Raw genomic sequence first — 16,022 nt, forward strand, 5'->3', positions numbered from 1 at the left:
GGCCGCTTCAGGCGGGAATGTTTCGTTAATGTTTTCGACTTATTTGACGTCAAATTTTTGTCTATATCGTTTGGCGATTAACTTTATGCCAAACTATTGACCTTCTGATTGCCATCCTAAACAATCGGCTCAGTAATGTCACATTGATATTTGAACGTTTGCTTCTTCTTCCCGAAGTGCCCAGCCCTGTGCCCTGTTGGAAGCTCGCTCATCGGTCAAATCAGGTTGCCATTTTCCAAGCCTGAACAGCTTCAGCCGTGCTTCAGGACAACAGCGCCCTCGGGGATCAGTAAACAATGCGTGCATCTCTTTTTACCGCTCTACCACTGGCCTTTGCCGCCTCCTTCGTACACGCTCAGACACTGCCTGAAGCCATGCAGGCGGCGCTTGAGGTTCACCCCGAGATCCAGGCCGGGGTCAATGCCCGCGTGGCGGCGGACTATCAGCTGCGTGCTGCCAAGGGCGGCTATTTGCCGCGGGTAGATGTGACAGCCGGTTACGGCCGGGAAGGCACCGACAGCCCGAGTACTGCCAATCGTTGGGAAACCCTTAACCGAGGTGAGTCAGCGATCCGTTTGCGCCAGATGGTTTTTGACGGTTTTGCCACTTCCAGCGAAGTCGGCCGCCAACAGGCCACCGCCAATGCCCGCGCTTACTCGCTGATGGGTACTTCGGAGCGTACCGGGCTCGACGTGGCCCAGGTTTATCTGGATGTGCTGAGCCGCCGCGAAATGGTGCGCCTGGCAGAAGAAAACCTGCGTAACCACGAACGCATCCTCGACCAGATCAAACTGCGTACCAGCCGTGGCGTTGGCCGCCTGGCCGACCTCGACCAGGCTGAAGCGCGCCTGGCACAGGCGCAAAACAACCTGATAACCGAGAAGACCAACCTGGCTGATGCCAATACCAACTACCTGAGCGTGGTTGGCCGCATGCCCGAAGAACTGAGCGCACCCGCACCTTTCATCGACTTGCTGCCAGCCACGCTGGAGGAAGCCCGCGCGCAGATGGTAGAAAGCAGCCCGGTACTGCGTTCGGCAGAATCCGACATTGCCGCAGCGGAAAAACAGTACGAAGCGGCGAAGTCTACGTTCTACCCGCGTTTTGATGCAGAGCTCGGACGGACGGCCGACAACAACATCGATGGCATCGCTGGCCATAACAATGAATGGCAGGCCATGCTGCGCATGAACTTCAACCTGTATGCCGGCGGCAGCAACAAGGCAGACCTGGAGTCGAAGTCGTACCTGGCCAACCAGGCGCTGGACATTCGCAACAATGCCTTGCGCCAACTCAACGAGGAATTGGGCCTGGCTTGGAACGCCCAGGAGAACGCCAACGCCCAGGTCCCGATCGCCCAGCAATACGTTGACCACAGCAACCGTGTGCGCAGCGCCTATCAGCAGCAATTCAGCCTTGGCGAGCGAACCTTGCTCGACTTGCTCGACAGTGAAAATGAAACCTTCACCGCTCAACGTCGGTTGGTAGAAGTAAAAAACATTCAATTGTTTACTCAGTACCGAATCAAGGCGACCATTGGCCAGCTGCTCAAGAGCCAAGGCGTTGTAGCGCCGATGGCCACCGTTGTGCAGAACGATTTGAAACCCAAGGTGAACCTGCCAGGCCTGAACTGAGGCTCACCCGACCCCATCTACCCGTAAGGTTGAAGAGAGCACCGCGTGGAATCCGAAGTCAGTCGAGTCCAACTCAACCACGATCCACGCAGTCAGCATGACGATCCGCTACTGGATAGCCTGCTGACCCTGTGTGTGCTGCATCAGAAACCCGCCAGCCGGGCGATGTTGACCACTGGCCTGCCGCTGCCTGCGCAACGGCTGAGCCCGGAGCTGTTGCCTCGTGCAGCAGCCCGCGCCGGCCTGCAGGGGCGCCTGTTGCAGCGCAAGCTGGAGCAAATTCCGAGCATCGCCATGCCTGCCATGTTGCTGCTCAAAGAAGGCCGCGCCGCAGTTATGCTGGGCTGGGAGAACGAGGATACCGCCCGCCTGCTGCTCAGCGAGAGCGACGGCGGCGAGGTGCTGGTCAGCCGTGAGGCATTGCTGGACGACTACAGTGGCCGGGTGTTCTTCGCCCAGCCGCAGCACAAGTTCGACGTCAACCACGGCAACCTTATCCCGCGCGCCCGCTCCTGGTTCCGCGACACCCTCCTGCGCAGCAAATGGCTGTACATCGATGCAATCGCCGCCAGCCTGGTGATCAACATCATCGCTTTGGCGGCGCCGTTGTTCGTGATGAACGTCTATGACCGGGTAGTGCCCAACCAGGCCACCGCAACCCTGTGGGTGCTGGCCGTCGGCATCGCCGGTGCTTATGTTTTCGATCTGATTCTCAAGGGCCTGCGCGGGTTATGCCTGGATCTGGCCGGTAAAAAAACAGACCTGATCATCTCGGCCACGCTGTTCGAGCGTATCGTGGGCATGTCGATGAAGTACCGGCCCGCGCGGGTCGGCAGCTTTGCCCAGAACATTCATGAGTTTCAGGGCCTGCGTGACTTTCTCGCTTCGCTGACACTGACCAGCCTGATCGACCTACCGTTCACGTTGTTGATCCTGATCGTCATCGCCATTATCGGCGGCCACCTGGTGTGGATTCCGGTGCTGGCGTTCCCACTGGCGCTTGGCATTGGCTATGCGCTGCAGCGGCCCTTGATGGCCACCATGGAGCGCACCATGGCCTTGGCGTCCGAGCGCCAGTCGAGCCTGATCGAAACCCTCGCCGGCCTTGACGCGGTGAAGGTCAACAACGCCGAGAGCGAGCGCCAGTACATGTGGGAGCAGACTCTCGGCACCCTCAGCCGGCTGGAGCTGCGGGTGAAAGTGCTGTCGAGCCTGGCGATGAATATCACCATGCTGATTCAGCAACTGGCCGGTGTGGCGATGATCTGCGTGGGCGTTTACCTGATCATCGATGGCACTCTTAGCATGGGCGGCCTGGTGGCCTGCTACATGCTCAGTGGTCGCGCCCTCGGCCCGCTGAGCCAGCTCAATGGCCTGCTGGCCCGCTATCAACAGGCCAAGGTAACCATGGCCTCCACTGACCAGATGATGGAACTGCCGCAGGAGCGCAACTTCGAGGAGCGCCCGCTGAGCCGTCAGGTGCTGCAGGGCGCCATCGAATTCCGCGGTGTCGATTTCACCTATCCGAATCAGCAAAACCAGGCGCTCAAAGGTATCAACCTGAGCATTCGCCCCGGCGAGAAAGTCGGCATCATCGGCCGCAGTGGTTCGGGCAAGAGTTCGTTGGCCAAGCTGATTGTTGGCCTTTACGAAGCCGACAAGGGTTCGTTGCTGGTCGATGGCGTGGACATTCGCCAGATTGACGTAAGTGAACTGCGCCACAACATCGGTTATGTGCCCCAGGACATCCAGCTGCTGGCCGGTACCCTGCGCGATAACCTGGTCAGCGGCGCCCGCTACATCGAAGACGAACTGATCCTGCAGGCCGCCGAGCTGGCAGGTGTGCACGAATTTGCCCGCTTGCACCCCGACGGTTACGAGCTGCAGGTTGGCGAGCGCGGCCAGAACCTCTCCGGGGGCCAGCGCCAGAACGTGGCGCTGGGTCGCGCCCTGTTGCTCAACCCGCAAATCCTGCTGCTCGACGAACCAACCAGTGCCATGGACAACACTGGCGAAGAACGCCTCAAGCAACGCTTGCAGGCCGTGGTGGAGAACAAGACCGTGCTGCTGGTCACCCACCGTGCTTCGCTGCTGTCGCTGGTCGACCGGCTGATCGTCATCGACCGTGGGCAGATTGTCGCCGATGGCCCTAAGGCCGCGGTCATGGATGCGTTGAAGAAGGGGCAGATCAGTGTTGCATAAGCTGGATATGGGGCGTTTCAAGGACGGCCTGCGCCGCTATTTCAAAGGCTCTGAGTCGTTGAATGGGCAGCCGCTGCCTGAGGTCAACAAAGCGCTGATCGAAGATGCCCCACGGGTGGTGCGGTTGACCATCTGGGGTGTGATCGGGTTTTTCGTGTTCCTGATTGTCTGGGCCTGCTTTGCACCTATCGATGAAGTGACGCGCGGCGAAGGCAAGGCGATCCCATCGTCAAAGGTGCAGAAGATCCAGAACCTTGAGGGTGGCATTGTTGCCGAGCTCTTCGCCAAGGAAGGGCAGGTGGTGGAAGTCGGCCAGCCATTGCTGCGCCTGGATGAAACCCGCTTTGCTTCCAACGTCGGCGAAACCGAGGCCGACCGGCTGGCCATGGCCCTGCGCGTGCAGCGCCTGAGCGCCGAGGTGGATGACAAACCGCTGCAGATTGACGAAGAACTGCGCAAGGCCGCGCCAAGCCAGGCCGCGAACGAGCAATCGTTGTACCAGAGCCGCCGCCAGCAACTGCAGGACGAGATTGGCGGCCTACAGCAGCAATTGGTGCAGCGTCAGCAGGAGCTGCGCGAGTTCAACTCCAAGCGTGCCCAGTACGCCAACAGCCTGCAGTTGCTGCGCCAGGAAATTTCCATGTCCGAGCCGCTGGTTGCTCAGGGTGCGATTTCCCAGGTTGAGGTGTTGCGCCTGCGCCGGGCCGAGGTCGAAAACCGTGGCCAGATGGATGCCACCACGCTGGCCATCCCGCGAGCCGAAGCGGCTATTCGGGAAGTCGAGAGCAAGATTGAAGAAACCCGCGGCAAGTTCCGCAGCGACGCCCTGACCAAACTCAACGAAGCACGTACCGAGCTGGATAAGGCCACTGCCACCAGCAAGGCGCTGGACGACCGTGTAAACCGCACGCTCGTTACCTCGCCGGTGCGCGGTATCGTCAAGCAGTTGCTGGTCAACACCATTGGCGGCGTGATCCAGCCGGGCAGTGACATCGTCGAGATCGTACCGCTGGACGATTCATTGGTGATCGAGGCCAAGATCTTGCCCAAGGATATTGCCTTCCTCCACCCTGGCCAGGAAGCGACCGTCAAGTTCACGGCCTACGACTACACCATTTACGGCGGTTTGAAGGCCAAGCTTGAGCAGATCGGTGCCGATACCATCACGGATGAAGACAAAAAAACCACCTACTACGTGATCAAGCTGCGCACCGATAAAAGCCACCTGGGCACTGACGACAAGCCGCTGCTGATCATCCCCGGGATGGTCGCCACGGTGGATATCATGACCGGCAAGAAAACCATCATGAGCTACCTGCTCAAGCCGATCATGAAAGCGCGGTCCGAGGCTTTGCGCGAGCGGTAGTTTTGGGGCGGCCGCATCGCGGATAAATCCGCTCCTACGCGGTCTTGTAGGAGCGGATTTATCCGCGATGCGGCCAGCACATATTCTTCAGGATCACGCATTCCTGTTCATATCGTTATTCATTAACGATATTTAAATTATTTTTCTTATTCCTTTATATTCAATCCCACTGCGTACCCGTCGACCAATCGATGCGCCGCACGACTTGAACCCACACGGGTAGCCCCCGTGCGTTTCTGATCGTTGCGCGCCATTGAAGTCGCGCACTGCGTGGGAGTGAAACATGCCAGCCGCCTCGAACGCCTTGTCGTCCAACGACAGCGCCCAGCCGCAACTATTTGAAATCCGCCCGTTTCCCGGTGCCGTCGGCGCCGAGATCATCGGCCTGGACTTGGCCAAGCCGGTCAATGCCGAGGATTTCACCCGAATTCATCGCGCCCACCTCGACCACCATGTGCTGGTGTTTCGTGACCAACGCATCAGCCCCGAACAGCAAATTGACTTCAGCCGTCGTTTCGGTGAGCTGCAAATCCATGTGCTCAAACAGTTTTTGCTGGCCGGCCACCCCGAAATCCTGATCGTTTCCAACATCATCGAAAACGGCCAAAACATTGGCCTGGGTGATGCCGGTAAGTTCTGGCATTCCGACCTGTCCTACAAAGAGCTTCCCAGCCTCGGCTCGATGCTGCATGCCCAGGAGTTGCCCAGTGAGGGCGGCGATACCCTGTTCGCCGACATGCACAAGGCGTGGGACGCAGTGCCGGAAGCACTGCGCAAAATCGTCGAAGGCCGCCATGCCGCGCATTCCTACACCGCCCGTTATGCCGAAACCAAGTTCGAAGGCAACTGGCGCCCGACCTTGACCGCCGAGCAACTGGCCCAAGTGAAGGAAGTCATTCACCCGGTAGTTCGTACCCACCCGGAAAACGGCCGTAAGGCGCTGTTTGTCAGCGAGGGCTTCACCACCCGCATCGTTGGCCTGCCGGACGATGAAAGCCAGGACGTGCTGCAGCAGCTGTATGCCCTGAGCGTGCTAGAGCAGAACATCTACCGCCACCAATGGCAGCCTCACGACCTGGTGTTCTGGGACAACCGTTCGCTGATCCACCTCGCCACCGGCTGCCCCGCGCACCTGCGGCGCAAACTCTTCCGTACCACCATCCAGGGCGATGCCCCGTTCTGACGACTGAGGAATACATCATGCGCAAATCCATCAGCCGCCTGGCGGCAAGCATTGGCCTGGGCGCCAGCCTGGTTGTCGGCAGCCTAGCGGCGCCGGCCGTGGCCCAGGCCGAAGGCCAAATTAGAATTGCCGAGCAGTTCGGCATCGTTTACCTGCTGCTCAATGTGGTACGTGATCAGAACCTGATCGAAAAGCATGGCAAGGAGCAAGGCCTCGACATCAAAGTTGATTGGGCCCAGCTTTCCGGCGGTGCGGCAATCAACGATGCGTTGCTGTCCGGTTCGGTGGACATCGCCGGGGCCGGTGTTGGCCCGCTTTTGACCGTGTGGGACCGCACCAAAGGCCGCCAGAACGTGAAAGCCGTCGCCTCGCTGGGCAACTTCCCGTACTACCTGGTCAGCAGCAACCCGAATGTGAAGACCATCGCCGACATTTCCGAAAAGGACCGTATTGCGGTGCCAGCCGTGGGTGTTTCAGTGCAGTCACGCTTCCTGCAGTATGCCGCTGCCCAACAGTGGGGTGACAAGGAATACAACCGCCTCGACAAGTACACCCTTGCCGTTCCGCATCCGGATGCCACCGCAGCGCTGCTGGCGGGCGGCACCGAGCTTAACGGGCATTTCTCCAACCCACCGTTCCAGGACCAGGCGCTGGCCAACAAAGACGTGCATGTGGTGCTCAACAGCTATGACCTGCTTGGCCCCAACTCGCCAACCCTGCTGTTCGCCACCGAGAAATTCCGCAAGGACAACCCCAAGACCTACAAGGCCTTCGTCGATGCCTTGGCTGAAGCCGCCGACTTTGCCCAGAAGGACAAGGCAGCTGCTGCCGACACGTACATCCGCGTGACCAAGGCAAAGATCGACCGCGACACCTTGATCAAGCTGATCGACAACCCGCAGTACGAGTTCACTGTAACGCCCAAGAACACCTACAAACTGGCTGACTTCCTGTACCGGGTAGGTGCCATCAAGAACAAGCCGGAATCGTGGAAGGATTACTTCTTCCAGGATGAACGCCCGTTGCAGGGGAGCTGATCAGCCATGACCGCCCCATTGCCAGGCCACACGGCCAGCAACCTGAGCCGTGTCGCGACACCCCCTCTGCTCAAGGTGGACAACCTGAGCCTCGAATACCGCACCGCGCAGCGCGTGGTGCGGGCCACCCACCAGGTCAGCTTCGAGGTGGATCGTGCAGACCGCTTCGTGCTGCTTGGGCCTTCCGGTTGCGGCAAGTCCACCTTGCTCAAGGCAGTTGCAGGGTTTATCAGCCCACAGGAAGGGCAGATCCTGCTGCAAGGCCAACCGGTCAGCGGCCCCGGGCCGGATCGCATCGTTGTGTTTCAGGAGTTCGACCAGTTGCCGCCATGGAAGACGGTGAAGCAGAACGTCATGTTCCCGCTGCTGGTTTCCGGCCAACTCAAGCGTGCCGAGGCTGAAGAGCGGGCGCTGCATTACCTGGACAAAGTCGGGCTGGCGGCTTTCGCCGATGCTTACCCGCACACCCTGTCGGGCGGGATGAAGGCGCGTGTTGCCATTGCCCGCGCACTGGCCACGCAACCCAAAATCTTGCTCATGGACGAGCCCTTCGCCGCGCTAGACGCTTTAACGCGCCGCAAGATGCAGGAAGAGCTGTTGCTGTTGTGGGAAGAGGTGCGCTTCACCCTGTTGTTCGTCACGCACTCCATTGAGGAAGCGCTGGTGGTCGGCAACCGTATTTTGCTGTTGTCGCCGCACCCGGGCAGGGTGCGTGCCGAGGTGCACAGCCATCAGTACGACCTTGGCAGCCTGGGGGGGACGGATTTTCAGGCTGATGCACGGCGTATCCATCGGTTGCTGTTCGATGAGGCCGAAATCCCGGAGCAGGCCGACGGCCTGGGTTTCAACGACATTCGCATCGCCTACTGACAGGAGCTTCAGTCATGACCCCTACACCTGTACGCCAGGAATACGAGGTGCAGCTGGAGCCTTTGCTCAGTGTGCCTCTTGAACGCAACTTGCCGCTGGCACAGCGCCTGTGGCAGCACGGTTGGCTGCGCAAGGCGGTGATTCTCGCGGTGATCGCTGCGCTGTGGGAGGCCATTGCCCGTTATCAAGGCAATGACCTGTTGCTGCCGACCTTTCTGCAAACAGCCACGGCACTGTGGGACGGCCTGATCAGCGGCGAGCTGCCGGCCAAGGTCGGTGTTTCGCTGGTGATTCTGCTCAAGGGCTACGTGCTCGGTATTGTGCTGGCGTTTGGCCTGACCAGTTTGGCGGTTTCTACCCAGTTGGGGCGCGATCTGCTTGGCACGTTGACCTCCATGTTCAACCCGCTACCGGCAATCGCGTTGCTGCCGTTGGCCCTGTTGTGGTTTGGGCTGGGCGACAACAGCCTGATCTTCGTGCTGGTGCACTCGGTGCTCTGGGCGCTGGCGTTGAACACCTACGCGGGCTTTTTGGGGGTGTCGGAAACGCTGCGCATGGCGGGGCGTAACTACGGCCTGAAGGGCTTGAGGCTGGTGCTGCACATTTTGGTGCCAGCGGCGCTGCCGTCGATCCTGTCTGGGCTGAAGATCGGTTGGGCATTTGCCTGGCGCACACTGATTGCCGCAGAGCTGGTGTTTGGGGCGAGCAGCGGTAAGGGTGGGCTTGGCTGGTACATTTTCCAGAACCGTAACGAGCTGTATACCGACAAGGTGTTTGCCGGGTTGGCCGTGGTGATCTTGATCGGCTTGTTGGTCGAAGGGCTGGTGTTCAATACCCTGGAGCGGTTGACCGTGCGACGCTGGGGCATGCAGCGATGACATACCTGTGCCGGCCTCATCGCGGATAAATCCGCTCCTACAGTGATTTCACCGTCTGTAGGAGCGGATTTATCCGCGATAGGGCCATCACAGGCATTCAAATCAAGTATCGGGCAGCCGCATTGCTCAAGGCCCTGGCAATCTCATCGCGCAGCTCGCCTGGCTGCTCCACCACCACACCGTCCCCTTGGCTAAGCAACCACCAGCGCAGCGGCCAACCGTCCTCCACGGTGGCCCGCAAGCGGTGCCCTTGCTCCAGTGCAGTCAGCTGCATGTCCGGGCTCAACGGCTCATCACGTAACCGCCGAGCCACCTGATCGTTAACCCATGCCAGCAATTCCAGGCCTTCGCCCAGCGCCGGCTTTAGCGTTTCATTGCGCAAATAACCCAACAAGTCGAAATTGCCTCGCACATCTCCAGCGGCCTGGGCCGACCAGTGCCAGCCAAACGGAATGCTCTTGTCATTTCGCTCAAGAGGGAAGATCAACGACAACTCGTTCAAGTCGCGTTCGATCGTGCGCTTGCTGACATCGAAACCCACATCCCGCAAGCGCCACACCAGTTCGGCGCTGGTTATGCCAGGGGAGCGGCTGGGCAGTTGGCGCAGTAGCGCCCACTGACGGCAGAGGGTGGCGCGGGTGGTGGCGAACGGCAAAAGGTAACGTCCTTGTCTAGGCTTGCTGCAACAGGATGGCGGCACGAGCGGATCATGGCAATTAGCCATGGCTGCATGAGATCAGGCAATTGGCAATTGGTTGCCTGCTACCAGATCGTTCGCGACAGGTTTTGACGTGGCATTGCGCAGAATCACGCCTCAGCACAGCCGCGGTCGGGCCTGTGGGTCGTTCAATGAGGATGAACATGTCTGCTGTCAGCAATATCCATTCGCTGCTCGCCCGTCTTTTGCCCGAGCAGGTCATTACCGCACCGACCCCCGCCGGGCGCCGGCAACGGTTGTTTGCTGGCGTAGGGCTACCGAGCCAACGCGCGCTGCTGGTCAACCGCCTCGACGAAGCGCCCGACGTGCAAGCGGTGTATGCCGACCTTAGGCAGCAGGCCCTGGCTGGCAATGTAGCTGCGCTCAATGATCTCGGCTGGATCTGGCTGAACGGCAAGTACTGGCGCGCTGACACTGGCCTTGCCGGGCACCTGCTGCGCATGGCGGCGCTGCAGGGGAATGCCGCTGCGTGGTTCAACCTGGGCCAGCAGCACTACTTCGGCAAAGGGGTTGAAACGTCCTACCTGCAAGCGGCGGAATGTTACCGGCAGGCATTCGAGCGCGGCATCTGGCACGCTGCCGCCGCACTGGGCGACCTGTTCGAAGAAGAGGTGTGCGACGCCAGCCTGGGCTGGCAGGTCGACATGCCTCAGGCGTACCAATGGTTTTTGCGGGGTGCCGAACGTGGCGATGCCAGGTGCCGCTTTGAGGTCGGTTACCGTTTGCTGCATGGGCTATGCGTGGAGGCCGACCTCAAGGCCGGCCTCTACTGGCTGGAGTTGGCGGCGGCTACCGGCGTGATGCAGGCGGCCGAGGAGTTGGCGGTGCATTTCAGCAGGCGTGATGCGGGGCGTTATCTGGATTGGCGGGATCGCGCGGTGCAGATGGGCAGCACGTTGGCACTGGCCATGAAGCTGGAAGACCAGGCCCAACCCTGATGGGGGTTACACAGCGTTTTACTTACCTGCGCATGAACAACAATTCATCAGCGCTCTGTCGCCCCCTGTTGACGACAGGGGGAGGCCAAGGCGTATATTGATAGTTAGCAAACTATGAATATCCTTGGTTCCTCACATGACCCTTGACTCCCTGCGCTTGCAAGTTAGCAGTGGCATGGTGGTTGCCGGCCGCCATTGGCGCCGTATCTGCCACACAGCCCTGACCAGCTACGGTATTTCCGAAGCCTGCGCCGCACCATTGCTGATGATCGTGCGCCTGGGTGATGGCGTGCATCAGGTTGCCGTGGCGCAGGCGGCAGGCCTGGAAAGCCCGTCGCTGGTGCGCCTGCTGGATCAGTTATGCAAGGCCGGCCTGGTGTGCCGTAGTGAAGACCCACTGGACCGCCGCGCCAAGGCACTTAGCCTGACCGCTGAAGGGCGGGTGCTGGCAGAGGCCATCGAAGCCGAGTTGGTGCGTGTACGCCACGAGGTGTTGCAAGGCATTGACGAAGCTGACCTGCAGGCGGCTTTACGCGTACTGCGTGCCTTCGAGGCCGCAGGCTTGGGTTCGGGCGGGGTGGCATGAACGGTTTCTTCAGCTCGGTGCCGCCCGCCCGCGACTGGTTCTATGGCGTGCGCACGTTTGGCGCCTCGATGATTGCCCTGTACATCGCCTTGCTGATGCAGTTGCCGCGTCCGTATTGGGCGATGGCTACCGTTTACATCGTCTCCAGCCCGTTTGTAGGCCCGACCAGTTCGAAGGCGTTGTACCGCGCCCTGGGCACGCTGCTCGGCGCCGGTGGGGCGATTTTCCTGGTGCCGCCGCTTGTGCAGTCCCCGCTGTTGCTGACAGTCGCCATCGCCCTCTGGACCGGCACGCTCCTGTACCTCTCGCTTAACCTGCGTACTGCCAACAACTATGTGCTGATGCTGGCAGGCTACACGTTGCCCATGATTGGCCTGGCCGTGGTCGACAACCCGCTGGCAGTGTTCGATGTGGCCTCTTCCCGCGCCCAGGAAATTTGCCTGGGCATTGTCTGTGCGGCCGTGGTTGGGGCGATTTTCTGGCCGCGCCGGTTGGCCCCGGTGGTAGTTGGTGCCACGGGCTCCTGGTTCAGTGAGGCAATACGCTATAGCGATACCTACCTGGCCCGCGATGTGGCTGCCGATAAGGTGGGTGGCATGCGCGGCGCGATGGTCGCCACCTTCAACTCACTGGAATTGATGATTGGCCAGCTCGGCCATGAAGGGGCGGGCCCGCATACCCTGAAGAACGCTCGCGAACTGCGTGGGCGCATGATCCACCTGCTGCCGGTAATTGATGCGCTCGACGATGCGCTGGTCGCCCTTGAGGGCCGTGCGCCGGCCCAGTTCGCGCAACTGCAACCGCTGCTGGCCGCAGCCCGTGAATGGCTCAAAGGCACCGCCGACAACGCCTCGGTCGCCCGCTGGACCGCCCTGCACGAGCAGATCGACCGCCTGCAGCCCGGCGCTGCCGCCCTTGACCAGCGGTCCGAACTGCTGCTGTCCAACGCCCTCTACCGCCTGACCGAATGGGCGGACCTCTGGCAAGACTGCTGCACCCTGCAGCATGCCCTGCGCAGTGACGATGCCAAACCCTGGCGCGCGGCGTACCGCCACTGGCGCCTGGGCCGCCTGACACCATTCTTCGACCGTGGCCTGATGCTCTATTCCGTGTGTTCCACGGTGCTGGCTATCATCGTTGCCTGCGGCCTGTGGATAGGCTTGGGCTGGAACGATGGCGCCAGCGCGGTCATTCTGGCCGCAGTGTCCTGCAGCTTCTTCGCAGCCATGGATGACCCGGCACCTCAGATCTACCGGTTCTTCTTCTGGACCTTGATGTCGGTGATCTTCTCCAGCCTGTACCTGTTCCTGGTGTTGCCCAACCTGCACGACTTCCCGATGTTGGTGCTGGCGTTTGCCGTGCCGTTCATCATCGTCGGTACCCTGACCGTGCAACCGCGCTTTTACCTGGGCACGCTGCTGACCATCGTCAACACTTCGACCTTTATCAGCATCCAGGGTGCCTACGACGCGGACTTCTTCACGTTCCTCAATTCCAACCTGGCTGGCCCGGTGGGCCTGTTGTTTGCCTTCATCTGGACTCTGGTAATGCGCCCGTTTGGTGTGGAACTGGCGGCCAAGCGCATGACCCGCTTCGTCTGGCGCGACATTGTAGAAATGACCGAACCCGGCACCCTGGCAGAACAACGCCAAGTCGGCGTGCAGATGCTCGACCGCCTCATGCAGCACCTGCCGCGGTTGTCGCAGACCGGCCAGGACAGCGGCGCGGCCCTGCGTGACGTGCGGGTTGGGCTGAACTTGCTCGACGTGCAGGCATACCTGCCGCGTGCCGGCCAGCAAGCCCGCGAGCGCCTGCAAACAGTGATCGACGAAGTAGGCGCCCACTACGCTGCCTGCCTGCGTGCCGGTGAGCGCCTGCATGCCCCGGCGGCGCTGTTGCGCAACATGGAACGCGCCCGCCTGGCACTGAACCTTGACGAACTTTACGAACGTGGCGATGCCCGCACCCACCTGCTGCATGCCCTCAGCGGCCTGCGTCTGGCCTTGTTGCCGGGGGTGGAAGTGATGCTCGAGCCCGCCGAACAACCGCAACTGCCCCCCGGCCTGGACGGAGCGCCCCTGTGATTGGTGAACTGGATATCAGTGGGGTGTTCCTGCCCACGCTGCTGGTGATGATGTTTGGCACCTACCTGTTGTTCCTCGGGGTGCATGCGGTGCTGGTGCGTGTGCATTTCTACCGCCTGGTCTGGCACCGGGCGCTGTTCAACGTTGCCCTGTATGCCGTGCTGCTTGGTGCGGTGGACCACTTTTGCCGAAGCCTGATGCTGCCATGAATAAACCTTTGCTGACCTTGGGCCGTGTGGTCCTGACCTTGCTGGTAGTGACCTTTGCCGCCGTGCTCGTGTGGCAGATGGTGGTGTACTACATGTTCGCCCCCTGGACCCGCGACGGCCACATCCGCGCCGACGTGATCCAGATTGCCCCAGACGTGTCCGGGCTGATCCAGAAGGTCGAAGTACGCGACAACCAGACCGTCAAACGCGGCGATGTGCTGTTCACCATCGACCAGGACCGCTTCACCCTGGCCCTGCGCCAGGCCAAGGCCACGCTCGGCGAGCGCCAGGAAACATTGGCCCAGGCCTCGCGCGAAGCGCAGCGCAACCGCAAGCTAGGCAATCTGGTGGCGGCCGAGCAACTGGAAGAAAGCCAGTCCCGTGAAGCCCGCGCCCGTTCGGCCGTCAGTGAAGCACAGGTTGCAGTCGATACCGCCCAGCTCAACCTCGACCGCTCGGTGGTGCGCAGCCCGGTCGACGGCTACCTCAACGACCGTGCGCCGCGTAACCACGAATTTGTCACTGCCGGGCGCCCTGTGTTGTCGGTGGTCGACAGTGCCTCGTACCACGTCGACGGCTACTTCGAAGAGACCAAACTGGGTGGCATCCACATTGGCGATGCCGTGGATATCCGCGTGATGGGCGACAACACCCGCCTGCGTGGCCATGTACAGAGCTTTGCTGCCGGCATCGAAGACCGCGACCGCAGCAGCGGTGCCAACCTGCTGCCCAACGTCAACCCGGCGTTTAGCTGGGTGAGATTGGCCCAGCGGATTCCGGTGCGCATCGGCTTTGACGAAGTACCGGAAGATTTCCGCATGATCGCCGGGCGCACCGCCACGGTATCGATCATCGAGGGGCAGCACTGATGAAACAGCTGATCCTGGCCGGCTTTTGCCTGTCGCTCGGGGCTTGCATGATGGTTGGCCCCGATTACGAAGTGCCGAAGGGTGCGGCAGTGCAGCGCAGCGACCTCAACGGCCCGCTGCGCCAGGATGCCGATAGCGTAATGTCGGCGCCGGTGCCCGAAGACTGGTGGCAGTTGTACCAGGATCAACGCCTGAACGCGTTGGTGCACCAGGCCTTGAGCGCCAACACCGAGTTGCGCGTGGCCGCCGCCAATATCGCCAAGGCCCGCGCCCAGGTTGAAGTGGCCGAATCGCAGGGTGGCTTCAATGGCGGCGTCAAACTGGGTGCGCAGCGCTTGCAAGAGTCGGGTGAAGCCTTCTTGCTGACGGAAAAGGTACCGGTGGCCAACATCGGTGAGGCGATCATCAGTGCCTCGTACCAGTTCGACCTGTGGGGCACCTTCAAACGTGGTACCGAAGCAGCCCAGGCCAACGCCGATGCCGTACAGGCTGCTGCTGACACCGCACGCATCACGTTGGTGGCCGATGTGGTCAAGGCCTACACGCAAGTGTGTTCCGCCAATGAGGAATACCACATCGCCCGCGAATCGCTTGATTTGCAGGAGCAGAGCGTAAAGCTCAACCAGCGCCTGCGTGACGCTGGCCGTGGTGACGAAACCCAGGTTACCCGCTCGCAAACCCAATTCAAGTCTTTGCGGGCCGAGTTGCCGCGCTTCAAGGCCGAGCGTGAGACCGGCCTGTACACCCTTGCGGCTTTACTGGCCAAACCGGTGGAACAGTTGCCAGCCGGCACCGCCGATTGCGCCGAGCTGCCGCACCTCAGCCAGTTGGTGCCGGTAGGCGATGGCGCTGCCTTGCTCAAGCGCCGCCCTGACGTACGCCAGGCTGAACGCCAGCTGGCAGCCGCGACCGCCAACATTGGAGTAGCCACTGGCGCGTTGTACCCCGACATCAGCATCGGCGCACAAGTAGGCACTATCGGTATTCTGGAAAACCTCGGCGAGCCTGCCACCAACCGCTGGGGCTTTGGCCCGCAAATCAGCTGGAACATCCCGACCAACGGCACCCGTGCCCGCATCCGCATGGCCGAGGCGTCTACACAGGCTGCGCTGGCACATTTTGATGGCGTGGTGCTTAACGCCGTGCGCGAAACCCAGACCCGCCTGGCGCAGTACAGTGCCTTGCTGGACCGGCGCGATGCGTTGGCCGAGGCAGAGCAGTCGGCCAAAGAAGCCGCCGATCAGACCCATCGCTACTACCAGGCCGGGCGTGAGTCGTTCCTGGCCGACTTGCAGGCAACGCGCACCTACACCGACGTGCGAGCGCAGCTGGCAGCGGCCAATAGCCAAGTGGCGTTGGGCCAGATTGGCGTATTTCTGGCATTGGGTGGTGGCTGGAAGGACGTTGGCAAGCCGTGAGATTGCCGGGGCCGCTCAGCGGCCCCATGT

Annotated in this window: 14 protein-coding genes; 13 read left to right on the forward strand and 1 reads right to left on the reverse strand. The window is 61.1% G+C overall.

All coding sequences use genetic code 11. The annotated features are described in order from the left end of the window. Nucleotides 1-296: 296 nt before the first annotated feature. The 7 genes from PVV54_RS00740 to PVV54_RS00770 all read left to right on the forward strand — a co-directional run bounded on the left by PVV54_RS00740 (nucleotide 297) and on the right by PVV54_RS00770 (nucleotide 9,170). On the forward strand, nucleotides 297-1,634 hold the full coding sequence (locus tag PVV54_RS00740; RefSeq protein WP_274908133.1) for a TolC family outer membrane protein: 1,338 nt from the start codon (nucleotides 297-299) through the stop codon (nucleotides 1,632-1,634). Nucleotides 1,635-1,679: 45 nt separating this feature from the next. Beyond that, nucleotides 1,680-3,836 carry a type I secretion system permease/ATPase gene (locus PVV54_RS00745; protein ID WP_274908134.1) on the forward strand — a complete coding sequence of 719 codons (2,157 nt, stop codon included), beginning with the start codon at nucleotides 1,680-1,682 and terminating at the stop codon, nucleotides 3,834-3,836. Between the two features lie 7 nt (nucleotides 3,837-3,843). After that, nucleotides 3,844-5,202 carry an HlyD family type I secretion periplasmic adaptor subunit gene (locus PVV54_RS00750; RefSeq protein ID WP_274910363.1) on the forward strand — a complete coding sequence of 453 codons (1,359 nt, stop codon included), beginning with the start codon at nucleotides 3,844-3,846 and terminating at the stop codon, nucleotides 5,200-5,202. A gap of 283 nt (nucleotides 5,203-5,485) precedes the next feature. After that, nucleotides 5,486-6,385, forward strand: a complete 900-nt coding sequence (locus PVV54_RS00755; RefSeq protein WP_274908135.1) for a TauD/TfdA dioxygenase family protein — start codon at nucleotides 5,486-5,488, stop codon at nucleotides 6,383-6,385. 17 nt (nucleotides 6,386-6,402) lie between these two features. Continuing rightward, entirely contained in the window at nucleotides 6,403-7,422 is a 1,020-nt protein-coding gene (locus tag PVV54_RS00760; RefSeq protein ID WP_274908136.1) for an ABC transporter substrate-binding protein, read from the forward strand. A 6-nt stretch (nucleotides 7,423-7,428) separates the two neighbouring features. Continuing rightward, nucleotides 7,429-8,292, forward strand: coding sequence for an ABC transporter ATP-binding protein (locus PVV54_RS00765; RefSeq protein ID WP_274908137.1), 864 nt, complete (start codon nucleotides 7,429-7,431; stop codon nucleotides 8,290-8,292). A gap of 14 nt (nucleotides 8,293-8,306) precedes the next feature. Next, nucleotides 8,307-9,170 (forward strand): ABC transporter permease, encoded by an 864-nt coding sequence (locus tag PVV54_RS00770; protein WP_274908138.1) that lies wholly within the window; start codon nucleotides 8,307-8,309, stop codon nucleotides 9,168-9,170. 97 nt (nucleotides 9,171-9,267) lie between these two features. Here the strand turns inward: PVV54_RS00770 and PVV54_RS00775 are convergent, their stop codons facing one another. Further along, complete coding sequence (locus PVV54_RS00775) at nucleotides 9,268-9,825, reverse strand: WYL domain-containing protein (protein WP_274908139.1); 558 nt, start codon at nucleotides 9,823-9,825, stop codon at nucleotides 9,268-9,270. Between the two features lie 206 nt (nucleotides 9,826-10,031). Between PVV54_RS00775 and PVV54_RS00780 the strand changes: the two genes are divergently transcribed. The 6 genes from PVV54_RS00780 to PVV54_RS00805 all read left to right on the forward strand — a co-directional run bounded on the left by PVV54_RS00780 (nucleotide 10,032) and on the right by PVV54_RS00805 (nucleotide 15,992). Then, a complete protein-coding gene (locus PVV54_RS00780; RefSeq protein WP_274908140.1) occupies nucleotides 10,032-10,826 on the forward strand; it encodes a tetratricopeptide repeat protein in 795 nt (264 codons plus the stop codon). 136 nt (nucleotides 10,827-10,962) lie between these two features. Beyond that, nucleotides 10,963-11,412 carry a MarR family winged helix-turn-helix transcriptional regulator gene (locus PVV54_RS00785; RefSeq protein WP_274908141.1) on the forward strand — a complete coding sequence of 150 codons (450 nt, stop codon included), beginning with the start codon at nucleotides 10,963-10,965 and terminating at the stop codon, nucleotides 11,410-11,412. Next, nucleotides 11,409-13,496 carry an FUSC family protein gene (locus PVV54_RS00790; protein ID WP_274908142.1) on the forward strand — a complete coding sequence of 696 codons (2,088 nt, stop codon included), beginning with the start codon at nucleotides 11,409-11,411 and terminating at the stop codon, nucleotides 13,494-13,496. The genes PVV54_RS00785 and PVV54_RS00790 overlap by 4 nt, the downstream gene beginning before the upstream one ends. Continuing rightward, on the forward strand, nucleotides 13,493-13,705 hold the full coding sequence (locus PVV54_RS00795; RefSeq protein ID WP_274908143.1) for a DUF1656 domain-containing protein: 213 nt from the start codon (nucleotides 13,493-13,495) through the stop codon (nucleotides 13,703-13,705). Before PVV54_RS00790 ends, PVV54_RS00795 begins: the two co-directional genes overlap by 4 nt. Next, nucleotides 13,702-14,574 carry an efflux RND transporter periplasmic adaptor subunit gene (locus tag PVV54_RS00800; RefSeq protein ID WP_274908144.1) on the forward strand — a complete coding sequence of 291 codons (873 nt, stop codon included), beginning with the start codon at nucleotides 13,702-13,704 and terminating at the stop codon, nucleotides 14,572-14,574. Before PVV54_RS00795 ends, PVV54_RS00800 begins: the two co-directional genes overlap by 4 nt. Beyond that, the gene (locus PVV54_RS00805) at nucleotides 14,574-15,992 is read left to right on the forward strand and encodes an efflux transporter outer membrane subunit (RefSeq protein WP_274908145.1); all 1,419 of its coding nucleotides are present in this window, start codon (nucleotides 14,574-14,576) and stop codon (nucleotides 15,990-15,992) included. Before PVV54_RS00800 ends, PVV54_RS00805 begins: the two co-directional genes overlap by 1 nt. Nucleotides 15,993-16,022 lie beyond the last annotated feature (30 nt).

The organism is Pseudomonas sp. PSKL.D1 (genome assembly GCF_028898945.1).
Taxonomy (GTDB): Bacteria; Pseudomonadota; Gammaproteobacteria; order Pseudomonadales; family Pseudomonadaceae; genus Aquipseudomonas.

Bases quoted from the DNA above. Each gene is read 5' to 3' on its own strand.
- PVV54_RS00740 (WP_274908133.1), top strand. From the start codon at position 297: ATGCGTGCATCTCTTTTTACCGCTCTACCACTGGCCTTTGCCGCCTCC.
- PVV54_RS00750 (WP_274910363.1), top strand. From the start codon at position 3,844: ATGGGGCGTTTCAAGGACGGCCTGCGCCGCTATTTCAAAGGCTCTGAG.
- PVV54_RS00755 (WP_274908135.1), top strand. From the start codon at position 5,486: ATGCCAGCCGCCTCGAACGCCTTGTCGTCCAACGACAGCGCCCAGCCG.
- PVV54_RS00760 (WP_274908136.1), top strand. From the start codon at position 6,403: ATGCGCAAATCCATCAGCCGCCTGGCGGCAAGCATTGGCCTGGGCGCC.
- PVV54_RS00765 (WP_274908137.1), top strand. From the start codon at position 7,429: ATGACCGCCCCATTGCCAGGCCACACGGCCAGCAACCTGAGCCGTGTC.
- PVV54_RS00770 (WP_274908138.1), top strand. From the start codon at position 8,307: ATGACCCCTACACCTGTACGCCAGGAATACGAGGTGCAGCTGGAGCCT.
- PVV54_RS00780 (WP_274908140.1), top strand. From the start codon at position 10,032: ATGTCTGCTGTCAGCAATATCCATTCGCTGCTCGCCCGTCTTTTGCCC.
- PVV54_RS00785 (WP_274908141.1), top strand. From the start codon at position 10,963: ATGACCCTTGACTCCCTGCGCTTGCAAGTTAGCAGTGGCATGGTGGTT.
- PVV54_RS00790 (WP_274908142.1), top strand. From the start codon at position 11,409: ATGAACGGTTTCTTCAGCTCGGTGCCGCCCGCCCGCGACTGGTTCTAT.
- PVV54_RS00800 (WP_274908144.1), top strand. From the start codon at position 13,702: ATGAATAAACCTTTGCTGACCTTGGGCCGTGTGGTCCTGACCTTGCTG.
- PVV54_RS00805 (WP_274908145.1), top strand. From the start codon at position 14,574: ATGAAACAGCTGATCCTGGCCGGCTTTTGCCTGTCGCTCGGGGCTTGC.